Origin of the sequence: Saccharopolyspora sp. NPDC049426, from assembly GCF_040676935.1 — a bacterium.
Lineage (GTDB): Bacteria > Actinomycetota > Actinomycetes > Mycobacteriales > Pseudonocardiaceae > Saccharopolyspora.
Window position 1 is genome coordinate 12036 of sequence record NZ_JBFAPZ010000016.1, and the last position, 12884, is coordinate 24919.

Sequence of the window (12884 nt, forward strand, 5' to 3'; positions counted from 1 at the left end):
AGAGGAGCAAGGACATGGACCACGTCAACGGGGACGAATTCCTCGCGCGCCAGCGCGTTCTGGTGATCGCCCCGCACGCGGATGACGAAACCTACGGCTGCGCGGGCACGATCAGCCGGGTCAAGTCGCTCGGCGGCGCGATCTACGTGATCGTCGCCTCGGTGGCCTCCATCGAGCAGTACGGCGGCGCTCAGGAGTCCGGGCTGCGGACGGTCACCGCCGACACGCGCCTCTCGGAGTTCGAATCGGTCGCCGAGCTGCTCAAGGTCGACGACTGGGAAGTGCTCTTCAGCGGATCCGAACGGCACATGGCGCTGGACACCGTGCCGCGCCGGGAACTCGTCCGGCTGCTGGAGCGCGACGCGCGGTTGTCCATCGACAACGTCCGGCCGACCATGGTGCTGATCCCGGCGATCAGCTACAACCAGGACCACGAGGCGTTGTTCCGGGCCTGCGTGACCGCGACCCGGCCGTGCGCGCCGGGCGACCGGCACTTCGTCCCGCACGTGCTCTGCTACGACAACACGAGCCTGTTCTGGACGCCGGAGCGCGAGCGGTTCACGCCGAACCTGTTCGTCGACATCAGCGAGTTCCTCCAGGTCAAGTTGCAGGCGATGGCGCTGCACGCCTCGCAGGTCAAGGACCCGCTCTACCACGGGAGTCCGGAAGGCCTGGCGTTGCAGTCGCGCTGGCGCGGCAAGGAGGTCTCGGTCGACAGCGCCGAGGGCTTCGCGACGATGCGGGTGGTGCTGTGATGACGGCCGTCTCGATCCACCAGCCCAACTTCCTGCCGTGGACCAAGCTGATGGCCAAGATCGCCGCGAGCGACGTCCACGTCGTCTACGACACGGCCCAGTACACCCGCAGCGAGTTCCACGCCCGGCAGCGGATGAAGAACCAGGCGGGCGGGACCTCCTGGCTGAGCGTGCCCGTGGCCCACACCGGCGACCACCAGTGGCTGCACGAAGTGCGCATCGACCAGCGGCAGAACTGGCAGCGCGGACACCTCAAGCACCTGAAGGTCCACTACCGCTCCACACCGCACTTCGACGAGCTCTACGCCCTGGTCCAGCAGGTCTACCGGCGCGCCCACGAGCACCTGGTCGACCACAACCTGGCCCTGATGACCTCGCTGTGCGGCTACCTCGAGCTTCCGACCCGGATCGTGCGGGCCTCCGACCTGGACGCCGCGGAGCCCGAGGACAGGCAGGAGCGGTTGCTGGAACTGGTCCGCGCCGCGGGTGGTGACGCTCACCTGACCAGCAGCGGCAGCACCTACGAGGTCGATTGGTCGCCGTTCCACCGGGCCGGCGTCCCGGTGCTCGAACAGCACTTCGAGCACCCGGTCTACGCGCAGCCGCACGGGGAGTTCGTCCCCGGGCTCGGGGTGTTGGACCTGCTGTTCGTCCAAGGCCGCTCGGCCGTGGAGACGATCCACGCCTCCAGCCGGTTCGAATCCTCCGCCGCACCCGGGGCGGCGTCCGTCGCAAATCCACAGAGGAGCGTTTTGCGCTGACCCTTCAACTTCCTCACGCTCCGCGCACAGCGCGGCCGCGCAGTCCCGTCGCACGGGAGTTCACCGCCGAAACCGGGGTGCCTGGCTGACGAATGCGCTGGTTACCGGCGGTCATATCGGCCTGCCGGCGGTCTCGGCCGAGTGGCTTCACCGAAAACAAGGCATCTTTCGTCCGCTTGGAGGCAACCCTAGTCGAGCGTGCGACGTGAGATGGGTGTCGCGATGCCAAGGCCCGGACTTGCGGGCCACTGGGGGCCACAGCACCACTCCGCGGGGACACACCTGTGCGGCCGCACGCGTGTGAGCACTTGGAACTGGGAGGAAAGATGTCGACGAGCGCAATGCGCAGCAAGGGCTTCACAGCCACCCTCGCGGTGGCCGGGGGCCTGCTGCTGGCCGGATCGAGCATGGGCCTCGCCTCTGCCGAAACCGACCAGGAAGCCACTCATCGCGCCATGGCCGAAGCGTGCGGGGTCGGCTACCTGTGCGTCTGGCCCGAGGCCAACGGGCACGGCGACATGGTGAAGTTCTTCGAGTGCGGCGTCTACGACACGCCGTGGCCGGTCGGTTCCTGGATCAACAACCAGTACACCGGCCAGGTGGCCGAGTTCATCGGTCCCGACCCGGCGAACCCGGGCGGCGAGTGGATCGTCCAGTACACCTCGACCGCACCCGAGTTCAGCGACAACAACAGGGGATTCGACACCCGCCAGGTGCGCCCCTGCTGAGGTATCGGAAAGGGCCCGGCCACCGCTGCGCACGCGGTGGTGGCCGGGCAGCACCAACTGGGGGAATCAGCAATGCACGGATCACTGATCAGCAAGATCGCCGCGGCGGGCGCGGGTTCACTGCTCCTGCTGGGGGCGGGAGCCGGAGTCGCCTCCGCTGAGACGCAGGAGGAGGCCACCGCGCGCGCCAAGCTGGAGTGCGCCGAGGGTTACCTGTGCGTCTGGGACGACTTCAACTACACCGGTCAGCGGACCGACTTCTACGAATGCTCGGACCTGCCGATCGACCTGCGCTACAACCTGGGCTCCTTCATGAACCGGCAGTACGCGGGGACCGTCGCGAACTTCTACGGCCCGGCGGGCGAGGCCCAGCACTCGTCCACTGCCCCGGAGGACAGCCCCAACGACAAGGGCTTCGACACCTGGAAGGTCGATCCCTGCTGAGAGGGGGACGTCGATGGCCACGGCCGCGTCGCGCGGCCGTGGTCATCGGCATGTCGCGGGATCGGTGGCACGATGGGCGGCATGACGCGATGGACCAGCGATCAGCTACCGAACCTGGCCGGCAAGACGGCCGTCATCACCGGCGCGAACAGCGGACTCGGACTGGAGACAGCGCAGGCGCTGGGGCGTGCGGGCGCGCACGTGGTGCTCGCCGTGCGCAACGTCGCCAAGGGCGAGCAGGCCGCCGGGAGCGTGCCCGGCTCCGCCGAGGTGCGCCGGCTCGACCTGGGCGACCTCGCCTCGGTGCGCGAGTTCGCCGGTGCGTGGGACGGCGAGATCTCCATGCTCATCAACAACGCCGGGGTCATGTTCCCGCCCGAGGGGCTCACCCGGGACGGCTTCGAGATCCAGTTCGGCACCAACCACCTCGGCCACTTCGCGCTGACCAACCTGCTGATCGACCAGGTCACCGATCGCGTGGTCACGGTGTCCTCCAGCCTGCACCGGTCGGTGAAGGGGATCCGCTGGGAGGACCCGAACTTCACGGGCGCCTACGACCCGCAGAAGACCTACGGGCAGTCGAAGCTGGCGAACCTGCTGTTCACCCTGGAGCTGCAGCGCAGGCTCACCGAGGCGGGTTCGGCGGTCCGCGCCACGGCCGCGCACCCCGGGTACGCGGCGACGAACCTGCAGAGCCACGCGGGGAATTCCCTGCTGCGCCGGTTGATGGCCGTCGGCAACCTCATCGCCGCGCAGCCGGCGGCCGCGGGCGCGCTGCCGACGCTGTTCGCCGCCACCCAGGACATCCCGGGCGCCAGCTACGTGGGTCCGGACGGGCCGTTCGAGATGCGCGGCTCCCCCACCCTGGTCGGACGCACCCAGGCGGCCAGCGATCCCGAAGCGGCCCAACGGCTGTGGACCCTCTCGGAGCACCTCACCGGGATCACGTTCCCGATGGCCGAGAAGTCCTGACGTCCACACCGGACCCGTGCTCGTGGGCCCTCGGTGACCTTCGCGCGGCTTTCACGCTCATCAGGTCGTCGTGGGCACGTGCCGGTGAGGGAGAAGCGGTCCCAGATGTGCTCGGTGAGCGGCTGTCCCAGGATCAGCGCGTGGTGATGGTCAACGGCAAGCCGTGCGGGTCGATGAGCAGCGGCTCCGGTCCTGGTCGCAGCACCGCACCCGCACCGGCGGCGGTCATGGCTCCCACGGCTCCGCGCGCTTCGGCCACGCCGAGTCCGATGGAGCGCAGCCCGAGCCGGGACTGCCCGGCCGACCAGGTGCTGGGCGTGGTCTCGCGGCGGTAGGTGAACAGCTCCAGAACGGCGCCGCCGAGTCGCAGGTTGGTGATGACGAACCCGCGCGGGTCGTCGGAGCGGATGAGCTTGCCGATCACCACCGCGCCGAGGGTGCGCACGTAGAAGTCGAGCGCTTCTTGCAGATCCGGGGCGGTGACGGCGATGTGGTCGAAGACCGGACCCGCTTCTCGCGGCCGGTTGCGGTGCGCGGCGACGTCTTCGGCGGCCAGCTCGGGCGAGTAGGTCTCGTCGTGGCGCACGGCACCTTCGACGAATTCCAGCAGCGTCCCGTCGGGGTCGGTGAAGAACGTGATGCGCACGTTGCCGTGGGCGTCCTTGGGATGCGTGGTGAACTCGACGCCGGCTTCGCGGAGCCGGGCGGCCTGGGCGTCGACGTCGCCGACCTTCATGCCCACGTGCCGCATGCCGCACTGCAGGTCGTCGGGCGTCCAGCCGCCGAGGTCGCCCTCGCCGATCTCGACGAGCTTGATGCGCGCCGTCCCGGCGTCGAGCCAGCTGACGCCGGAATCCCGTGCGGTTTCGGTGAATCCCAGCAGTCCGGTGTAGAACTCCTGGGAGCGCGCCAGGTTCCGGCAACCGATCTCGACGTGCCGGATCGTGGCGGTGGCCGCGCTCGGGTCGGCGGAATGGTTCGCGGTCATCGCCCCTCCGGCGAGTCGTTCCGGACGCCGCTGGTGGTCGCGATCCGGTGATCGTGCGTGATCACGATGCTGCCACCGCTCGCGAGCTCAGGGCAACGGATTGTCCAGGACACGAACCGAACCCTGTCCGGTTCGTGCCCTGGACGAAGTGGTGCCCGCCTCACCGAGGGGGCGGGAGCGAGACGGGCAGCCGAGAGACTACGCCGTTCGGCGCTGCGGCGACCCCCGAAAGCAGGATCGCGTGACGATCTCACCGCATCCGGTGACCAGATTAGTTACCCGGGTCAACTAACAAGCTCACGACTCTCCGACCGCGCTCACTGACCGAGACGGCACCTAGAGCCGCTGTCACGGGGACTCTTGCCATCAGACCGCTCCGCTATTAGTTTTGCCGCCGTACTTATTGGAGGTGGGTGTGGCGGAACGTGGAAGCGGTGCGGCCGCGCGGCTCGGCGCGTCGGCCGGTGTCGACCAGACCGCGGTGCGTCGGGCCAATCTCGCGCGCGTGCTCGACGAGGTGCGGCGAGGCGAGGTCGTCTCGCGCGCCGACATCGCCACCAGCAGCGGACTGACCAAGGCGACCGTGTCCAGCCTGGCCGCCGAGCTCATCGACCGCGGGCTCATCCGCGAGACCGGCCTGCGTCGGGACGGCGCCGTCGGCCGTCCCGGACGCTCGCTGGAGCTCGACGGCGGCGGCATCACCGCGCTCGGGCTGGAGATCAACTCCCAGTACCTGGCCGCGCGGGGCACCGACCTGGCCGGACGCGTCATCGTCGAGCGGCGGCTCGGGTTCGACGCCATGCGCGCCGACCCGGAGACCACGCTCGACCGGCTCGCCGCGATCGCCCGCGAAGCCGTCACCGAACTGTCGGGCACCGGATCGTCGTTCCTGGCCGGCATCGCCGTGGCCGTGCCCGGTCTGGTCGACGCCGAGACGGGCCGGGTGCGCTACGCGCCCAACCTCGAATGGCGATCGATCCCGATCGCGGAAGCGCTGCGCGAGCGCCTCGGTGATGACGTGCCGATCGTGGTCGACAACGAGGCCAACCTCTCCGCCCTCGCCGAGCTGCACTCCATGCCCCAGCCCCCGGCGGACCTGGTGTACCTGACCGGTGAGGCCGGCGTCGGCGCAGGTTTGATCACCGGCGGCCGCCTCCTGCGCGGCGCCGGCGGTTTCACCGGCGAGATCGGGCACGTCCCGGTCGACCTCGACGGGCAGGTCTGCGGATGCGGGCGCCGCGGCTGCCTGGAGACCAAGATCGGCTTGCCCGCCGTGCTGCGCGCGGCGGCTCCCGACCTGGCCGACCAGGACGTCGACCCGCAGGAGCAGGCCCACGCGCTGCGCCAGCGCGCCGAGGACGGCGGGCCGGAAGCCATGGCCGGCTTCGACGAGGTCGGCAGGTGGCTGGGCATCGGCGTGTCGGTGCTGGTCAACCTGCTCAACCCGGAGGTCGTCGTGCTCGGTGGCTACCTCGGCACCGTCGCCCCCTACCTGGTTCCCGCCGCGATGCGGGAACTGCGCGAGCGCTCGGTGGCCGGAGACGCGGCGGTCTGCCGGATCACCGCCTCCACCTACGGGTTCTCCGCCGCCGTGCGCGGCGCCAGCAGCATCGTCATCGAGGAGATCTTCCGCGATCCGCTGCGCATCCCCGCGGCCGAGAAGGCCGCCGGCTGACCGAGGTTCGGCACCACCCGGTGCCACCGCGACATCGCACTGCACCACGACGTGAGGAGCATCAAGTCATGACCGACTTCACCCCGAAGCGCGAGGACAAGTTCTCGTTCGGCCTGTGGACCGTCGGCTGGCTCGGACGCGACCCGTTCGGCGAGGCCACCCGCAGCCCGCTGGACCCGGTCGAGGCCGTGCACCGGCTCTCCGACCTGGGCGCCCACGGCATCACCTTCCACGACGACGACCTGGTTCCGTTCGGCTCCGACGCCACCGAGCGCTCGGCCATCGTCTCCCGCTTCCGGGGCGCGCTGGACGAGACCGGTCTCGCCGTGCCGATGGTGACGACCAACCTGTTCAGCCACCCGGTGTTCAAGGACGGCGGCTTCACCGCCAACGATCGCGACGTGCGGCGCTTCGCGCTGCGCAAGGTGCTGCGCAACGTCGAGCTGGCCGCCGAGCTCGGCGCCAAGACCTTCGTCGCCTGGGGCGGTCGCGAGGGCGCCGAATCCGGTGCGACCAAGGACGTTCGCGCCGCTCTGGACCGCTACCGCGAGGCCGTGGACACCGTCTGCGCGTTCATCAAGGAGCGCGGTTACGACCTCAAGCTGGCCCTGGAGCCCAAGCCGAACGAGCCGCGCGGCGACATCCTGCTGCCGACCGTCGGTCACGCGCTGGCGTTCATCAACGAGCTCGAGCACGGCGACATCGTCGGCGTGAACCCCGAGGTCGGGCACGAGCAGATGGCGGGCCTGAACTTCGCGCACGGCATCGCGCAGGCGCTGTGGGCGGGCAAGCTGTTCCACATCGACCTCAACGGGCAGAACGGCATCAAGTACGACCAGGACCTGCGCTTCGGCGCCGGCGACGTGCGCACCGCGTTCTTCCTGGTCGACCTGCTGGAGAACGGCGGCTACGAAGGCCCGCGGCACTTCGACTTCAAGCCGCCGCGCACCGAGGACTACGACGGCGTCTGGGCTTCGGCGGCCGGCTGCATGCGCAACTACCTGATCCTCAAGGAGCGCGCGGCGGCCTTCCGCGCGGACCCGCGGGTGAAGGAGGCGCTGGAGGCGGCTCGGGTCGCCGAGCTGTCCACCCCGACCCTCAACGACGGGGAGTCGGTGTCCGACCTGCTGTCCGAGGAGCTCGACGTCGACGCCGCGGCCGCGCGCGGCATGCACTTCGAGCGCCTCGACCAGCTCGCCATGGACCACCTCCTCGGCGTCAGCTGACCCACCGAGACCCGGCCCCGGCGCCCGGGACGGGACCTCCCCGTTCCGGGAGCCGGGGCCGGGTGATCGCACGACCGCGGCCTGATCGCGCACAATCGTGTCCGGTCAGAACCGACTCCGGCGTTCCGGCGCCGCACGAACCCGGCCCCGGGAGTGCTTGCACTCCGCGAGCACGAAGGATGATCCGCAATGCTGGTGCTAGGCATCGACTCGTCGACCCAGTCCACCAAGGCGCTCGTCGTCGACGCCAACGACGGCGCGGTCGTCGCCGAGGCCAAGGCGTCGCACCCCGACGGAACCGAGGTGGACCCGGCGGCCTGGTGGGAGGCCGCGCAGAACGCCATCGCCGAGGTCATCGCGAAGTCGCCGGGCCGCATCGAGGCGGTGTCGGTGGGCGGCCAGCAACACGGCATGGTCGCGCTGGACTCCTCCGGCGAGCCGGTCCGCGACGCCCTACTGTGGAACGACACCCGCTCGGCTCCGCAGGCCGAGGAGCTCATCGAACGCCACGGGGCCCAGGCGCTCGCCACCCGCACCGGGCTGGTCCCGGTCGCCAGCTTCACCATCACCAAGCTCGCGTGGCTGGCGCAGCACGAGCCGGACAACGCCGACCGCGTCGCGCAGGTGCTGCTGCCGCACGACTGGCTCGGCTGGCTGCTCGCCGGACGTCCCGAGCAGAGCTGGACCGATCACGGCGACGCCTCCGGCACCGGGTACTACTCCCCCACCACCGGCGAGTGGCTGCCCGAACTGCTCACCGAAGCCATGGGCGGACGCACCCCGGCACTGCCGAAGCTGTTGAGCCCCAACGCCGAAGCCGCACGGGCGACGCTGCCGGAGATCGAGGGCGCCACCATCGGCGTCGGCACCGGCGACAACATGGCCGCCGCGCTCGGTCTGGGGCTCAAGCCCGGTGATGTGGTGGTGTCGCTGGGCACCTCGGGTGCGGTGTTCGCGCCCGCCGAGAAGCCCAGCGCCGACCAGACCGGCACCGTCGCGGGCTTCTGCGACGCCACCGGCCGGTACCTGCCGCTGGTGTGCACCCTCAACGCGGCGCGCGTGCTCAGCTCCACCGCGCACATGCTCGACACCGACCTGGAGGGGCTCTCCCGGCTCGCGCTGTCGGCGGAGCCGGGATCGGGAGGGCTGAGCCTGCTGCCGTACCTGGAGGGCGAGCGGACTCCGAACCTCCCGGAGGCCACCGGCACGCTGGCCGGGCTGACCGGCGCGAACATGACCCCGCAGAACCTCGCCCGCGCGGCCGTGGAGGGGATGCTGTGCGGCATGGCCGACGCCATCGACGCGCTGCGCGACACCGGCGCCGAGGTCGGGCGGGTGCTGCTCATCGGCGGCGCGGCCCGTTCCGAGGCGGTCCAGGCCATCGCCCCCGGCCTGTTCGGCGTCGACGTGGACATCCCCGAACCGGCCGAGTACGTGGCCATCGGCGCGGCCAAGCAGGCCGCATGGGCCCGTTCCGGCAGCGCCGAGCCGCCGGAGTGGGAGGTCGCGGGCACCCGCCGGGCCGTCGGGGACGACACCAGCGGGGCCGCGGTCCGGGAGGCCTACGCCGCCGCGCGCAAGCAGGTCCACGGCATCTGATCACCGGTTCACGCGGCGACGACCTCGCCGAACGCGGCGGCCCGGAGGGTGCGGGCCGTGCGCCGGACGAGGTCGTCGGCGCGGGGATCCTGCCTCCACCCTCCGGTGTCGGTGAACCAGTGGTCGTAGAGGAACGTCGCGGGCAGCACCCTCGCTGCGCCGAGGCCGCCGCCGAGACCGATGGAGTGGCTCCGCACGGTGCCCAGACCGACTGGGAGCACGGGCTTTCCGGCCAGCGCGTCGCTCGGCAGCATCGCCAGCCAGGACCGCAGCGGGACGCTGCCGTGCGGCTCGTAGCGGGGCGTCACGACCGCCACCGCCTCGGCGGCGGCCACCACCCGCCGGCTCGCCTGCACGGCGGGGTGTCGGCGGTTGCCGGCCATCAGCGCGGAGTGCGGCAGCTCGCCCACCGCGATCTCGGTGGCCTCGGCGCCGGTGAGGCGCAGCTCGTCGAGGAGCGTGCGGGCCACCGCCCCGGACCGCGACCTCGACGTCAGGTGCCCGGTGAGCACGGCGAACTCAACCACGCCCGCCCTCCTCGGTCCACAGAGGACTTAACGCGAGCACGGCGGGGCACGACAGCATGAGAGCTCCTGGAACGAGAGGTGCGAGTGCAGCTGCTACCGGATGAGAACCGGTGGAGGGAAGGAAGATTCCGGAGCCGAACGGCGTCCGGTCAGCCGCGGATCAACAGATCGCGCTGCACACGCGCAACAGGTCGATGTGGCACCGCACCACGAAACCGGCCTGGGCTGTCATGCCGGTCATCCTTCTTGCGATCGGTCGCGCTGTAAAGCGCCCCCGCTCGCATCCCACATCCCGGGCGAGCACCGGGCCGGGGCACGCACCCCGGCCCGGTCAGGGTCAGGCGGGCTGCCGGTTCGACACGAACGTCACCGACACCAGCCCGATGACCGCGACGGCCGCGAACGCGTAGAAACCCCACGGGTAGGCCAGACCCGCGCTGAGCAGCGCGCCGCCGACCAGGGGCCCGCAGATCGCGCCGAGCCGCCCCACACCGCTGGACGCGCCGAGCGCGGTGGCGCGCCCGACCGCCGGGTAGTGGTGACTGACGTAGGCGTAGACGAGGACCTGCGTGCTGAAGACGAACACGCCGGCCAGCAGCACGCTGACGTACACGCCGAAGCCGGGCAGCCGCACGCTCAGCAGCGCCAGGAACACCGCTGCGGCGGTGAACCAGATCAGGATGCAGGTGCGCACGCCGATGCGGTCGGAAACCCGCCCGGCCAGCAGCAGGCCCAGCACGGCACCGACGTTGAGGGTCAGCAGCAGCGCGAGCGCGGCGCCGAGCTCGTAACCGGCCGCGCGCATGATCTCCGGCAGCCAGGTGTTGAGCCCGTAGACCAGCAGCAGGCCCATGAACGAGGTCACCCAGAACGCGAGCGAGGACCGCAGGTAGCCGCCTTGGAAGAGGGTCGCCACGGGGCTGCGGGCGGCCTTCTCCTCGGCCGTGGCCGGCAGCGACTCCGGGAGGTGGCGCGCCAGCAGGGGCAGCAGCACCAGCGCGGGCAGCGCACCGATGACGAACATGGCGCGCCAGGTCAGCGCGGGGATCACCAGGATCCCCAGCAACGAGGTGATCACGGCACCCACGTGGTAGCCGGTCATCAAGGTCGTCGTCGCGCTTCCGCCCTTGGCCTCGGACGCCTCGTTGACCATCGCGATCGCCACGGGTAGGACGCCGCCGAGCCCGAGACCGGCCAGGAATCGCAGGATGCCGAACAGCAGCGGGCCGTCGGCGAACGCGCACGCCAGGGTCAGCGCGGAGAACAGCGCGACCGTGGCGATCATGAGCTTGCGGCGGCCGAAGCGGTCGGTCAGCGGGCCGACGCACAGCGCGCCGATCATCACGCCCACCAGTCCGACCGAGGAGATCACCGAGGCGGTCGCGGGCGTGAGCTGCCAGCTCGGGTCGCGCAGCAGCTTGGGAAGCACGACGCCCAGGACCACCAGGTCGTAGCCCTCCAGCGCCACCGCCGCCCAGCACAGCGCGGCGACGCCCCGGGCGCTCGTCTCCGGCGCGCGGCCGGACTGTCCTGACGCCGTTGTCATTCCAGGTCACCTCTTCGATGTCGGTGTCGTGCCCGGAATCATGTGGGGTCCTCCCGGAACCCGTACCAGCGTTCGTTTCCGCTCAGCGGGAGCTGTTCCGAGGTTGATACCTGCGGCAGCCGACGGCAATCCCGCCGTTCCCCCACCGTCGTGATCACCGCGCCGCACCGAGGAATCCTCGATCGCATTCTCCACCGAAATGTTTCGACGGCGGGGATGAATTCCACCCTCGGGGGGAGGTTCATCGCCTCGGCGGGCGAACGCTGCGGATTGCGACTACCTTGATTCCGAAAGTTGCGGTTCTTGACCTTTCCTCGCGCGCGCCAATAGTCTTCGAAATCGCGTGAACTTCGAAATATTTCGGAAACTGTTCCGGTCCAGTAGAGAACGCGGGAGTCCGCAATGAAGCCGATTCGCCTCGCCACCACCGCCGCCGCAGCGGTCCTGCTGCTACCCGTCCACGCCGAAGCCGCACCCCAGGCAACCGCCCTGCGCGATGCCGCGCCGGAGGGCCTCGTCGTCGGCTCCGCCGTCGCCGGCGGCGGCCACCACGACGAGCAGCCCTACCCCGACCCGTTCACCTCCGACCAGCCCTACCGCGACGTGCTCGCCCGCGAGTTCAGCTCCCTGTCGCCGGAGAACCAGATGAAGTGGGAGTACCTCCACCCCGCTCGCGACACCTACGACTTCGCCACCGCCGACACGATCGTCGACTTCGCCGAGCAGCACGGCCAGGTGATGCGCGGGCACACCCTGCTGTGGCACAGCCAGAACCCGGAATGGCTGGAGAACGGCGGGTTCTCGCCCGAAGAGCTGCGCGAGATCCTGCACGAGCACATCTCCACCGTGGTCGGCCGCTACGCCGGGCGGATCCAGCAGTGGGACGTGGCCAACGAGATCTTCGACGAGTCCGGGAACCTGCGGACCACCGACAACATCTGGATCCGCGAGCTCGGCCCCGGCATCATCGCCGACGCCTTCCGCTGGGCCCACGAAGCCGACCCCAACGCCAAGCTGTTCTTCAACGACTACGGCGTGGAGGGCGACAACGCCAAGAGCGACGCCTACCACGCGCTGGTCCAGGACCTGCTGGCGCAGGGAGTTCCGGTGCAGGGCTTCTCCGCGCAGGCCCACCTCAACCTCGACGACGGCTTCCCTGCCGACCTCACGCAGAACCTCCAGCGCTTCGCCGACCTCGGGCTGGAAACCGCGATCACCGAGCTGGACGTGCGCATGACGCTGCCGCAGGGCGGTGCCCCCACCCCGCAGCAGCTGACCGAGCAGGCCGACTACTACCGCCGCGCGCTGCAGTCGTGCCTGGACGTCTCCAGCTGCCACTCCTTCACCGTGTGGGGGTTGCCGGACAAGTACTCCTGGGTGCCCGGAACGTTCCCGAACCAGGGCGCGGCGACGATCTACTGGGATGACTTCACCGCCAAGCCCGCCTACGACGCGCTGCTGGAGACCCTCTCGGCGAGCGAGCCGAAAAGCGGGAAACCGAGAATTTGACGATGACGACGTCCGGGTGAATCACGCCTGGTTTCGCGAGGGCCGTCCTGGCACGGTGGATCGAACTCGGGTTCTTCGCGGTGCGCCGAGGCGGCGTGGACGACATCCGGACTTCGAGATGCGCGATGGGGCGGTTTCCCGCCGCTCCACCGCA

General features: G+C 70.3%; 12 protein-coding genes. 9 read left to right on the forward strand and 3 right to left on the reverse strand.

Annotated features, from left to right (window positions below; all coding sequences use genetic code 11):
• Positions 1-14 precede the first annotated feature (14 nt).
• The 5 genes from AB0J78_RS28270 (at position 15) to AB0J78_RS28290 (ending at position 3660) form a co-directional block, all read left to right on the forward strand.
• A complete protein-coding gene (locus AB0J78_RS28270; RefSeq protein ID WP_363794196.1) occupies positions 15-755 on the forward strand; it encodes a PIG-L deacetylase family protein in 741 nt (246 codons plus the stop codon).
• Positions 755-1516: a WbqC family protein gene (locus tag AB0J78_RS28275; protein ID WP_363794198.1), complete on the forward strand. Its 762-nt coding sequence runs from the start codon at positions 755-757 to the stop codon at positions 1514-1516. Before AB0J78_RS28270 ends, AB0J78_RS28275 begins: the two co-directional genes overlap by 1 nt.
• Before the next feature lie 326 nt (positions 1517-1842).
• Positions 1843-2244: a hypothetical protein gene (locus tag AB0J78_RS28280; RefSeq protein WP_363794200.1), complete on the forward strand. Its 402-nt coding sequence runs from the start codon at positions 1843-1845 to the stop codon at positions 2242-2244.
• Positions 2245-2316: 72 nt separating this feature from the next.
• Positions 2317-2688, forward strand: a complete 372-nt coding sequence (locus AB0J78_RS28285) for a peptidase inhibitor family I36 protein (RefSeq protein WP_363794202.1) — start codon at positions 2317-2319, stop codon at positions 2686-2688.
• 81 nt (positions 2689-2769) lie between these two features.
• Positions 2770-3660, forward strand: a complete 891-nt coding sequence (locus AB0J78_RS28290; RefSeq protein WP_363794204.1) for an oxidoreductase — start codon at positions 2770-2772, stop codon at positions 3658-3660.
• 133 nt (positions 3661-3793) lie between these two features.
• On the opposite strand, the gene AB0J78_RS28295 is transcribed toward AB0J78_RS28290, so the two are convergent.
• On the reverse strand, positions 3794-4648 hold the full coding sequence (locus AB0J78_RS28295) for a VOC family protein (protein ID WP_363794206.1): 855 nt from the start codon (positions 4646-4648) through the stop codon (positions 3794-3796).
• A 415-nt stretch (positions 4649-5063) separates the two neighbouring features.
• On the opposite strand from AB0J78_RS28295, the gene AB0J78_RS28300 reads away from it, so the two are divergent.
• The 3 genes from AB0J78_RS28300 (at position 5064) to xylB (ending at position 9148) form a co-directional block, all read left to right on the forward strand.
• On the forward strand, positions 5064-6323 hold the full coding sequence (locus tag AB0J78_RS28300) for an ROK family transcriptional regulator (protein WP_363794208.1): 1260 nt from the start codon (positions 5064-5066) through the stop codon (positions 6321-6323).
• A gap of 68 nt (positions 6324-6391) precedes the next feature.
• On the forward strand, positions 6392-7549 hold the full coding sequence (gene xylA / locus AB0J78_RS28305) for a xylose isomerase (RefSeq protein ID WP_363794210.1): 1158 nt from the start codon (positions 6392-6394) through the stop codon (positions 7547-7549).
• 189 nt (positions 7550-7738) lie between these two features.
• Positions 7739-9148, forward strand: coding sequence for a xylulokinase (gene xylB, locus AB0J78_RS28310; protein WP_363794212.1), 1410 nt, complete (start codon positions 7739-7741; stop codon positions 9146-9148).
• A gap of 8 nt (positions 9149-9156) precedes the next feature.
• On the opposite strand, the gene AB0J78_RS28315 is transcribed toward xylB, so the two are convergent.
• On the reverse strand, positions 9157-9675 hold the full coding sequence (locus AB0J78_RS28315; RefSeq protein WP_363794214.1) for an NAD(P)H-dependent oxidoreductase: 519 nt from the start codon (positions 9673-9675) through the stop codon (positions 9157-9159).
• Between the two features lie 337 nt (positions 9676-10012).
• Positions 10013-11221: an aromatic acid/H+ symport family MFS transporter gene (locus tag AB0J78_RS28320; RefSeq protein WP_363794216.1), complete on the reverse strand. Its 1209-nt coding sequence runs from the start codon at positions 11219-11221 to the stop codon at positions 10013-10015.
• Positions 11222-11623: 402 nt separating this feature from the next.
• On the opposite strand from AB0J78_RS28320, the gene AB0J78_RS28325 reads away from it, so the two are divergent.
• Positions 11624-12730 carry an endo-1,4-beta-xylanase gene (locus AB0J78_RS28325; RefSeq protein WP_363794218.1) on the forward strand — a complete coding sequence of 369 codons (1107 nt, stop codon included), beginning with the start codon at positions 11624-11626 and terminating at the stop codon, positions 12728-12730.
• Positions 12731-12884: the final 154 nt, after the last annotated feature.

What these genes read in the sequence shown, in the direction of transcription:
- AB0J78_RS28270 (WP_363794196.1), top strand. Translation starts at nt 15, where the DNA reads ATGGACCACGTCAACGGGGACGAATTCCTCGCGCGCCAGCGCGTTCTG.
- AB0J78_RS28295 (WP_363794206.1), bottom strand. Translation starts at nt 4,648, where the DNA reads ATGACCGCGAACCATTCCGCCGACCCGAGCGCGGCCACCGCCACGATC.
- AB0J78_RS28275 (WP_363794198.1), top strand. Translation starts at nt 755, where the DNA reads ATGACGGCCGTCTCGATCCACCAGCCCAACTTCCTGCCGTGGACCAAG.
- AB0J78_RS28325 (WP_363794218.1), top strand. Translation starts at nt 11,624, where the DNA reads ATGAAGCCGATTCGCCTCGCCACCACCGCCGCCGCAGCGGTCCTGCTG.
- xylB (WP_363794212.1), top strand. Translation starts at nt 7,739, where the DNA reads ATGCTGGTGCTAGGCATCGACTCGTCGACCCAGTCCACCAAGGCGCTC.
- AB0J78_RS28320 (WP_363794216.1), bottom strand. Translation starts at nt 11,221, where the DNA reads ATGACAACGGCGTCAGGACAGTCCGGCCGCGCGCCGGAGACGAGCGCC.
- xylA (WP_363794210.1), top strand. Translation starts at nt 6,392, where the DNA reads ATGACCGACTTCACCCCGAAGCGCGAGGACAAGTTCTCGTTCGGCCTG.
- AB0J78_RS28285 (WP_363794202.1), top strand. Translation starts at nt 2,317, where the DNA reads ATGCACGGATCACTGATCAGCAAGATCGCCGCGGCGGGCGCGGGTTCA.
- AB0J78_RS28280 (WP_363794200.1), top strand. Translation starts at nt 1,843, where the DNA reads ATGTCGACGAGCGCAATGCGCAGCAAGGGCTTCACAGCCACCCTCGCG.
- AB0J78_RS28290 (WP_363794204.1), top strand. Translation starts at nt 2,770, where the DNA reads ATGACGCGATGGACCAGCGATCAGCTACCGAACCTGGCCGGCAAGACG.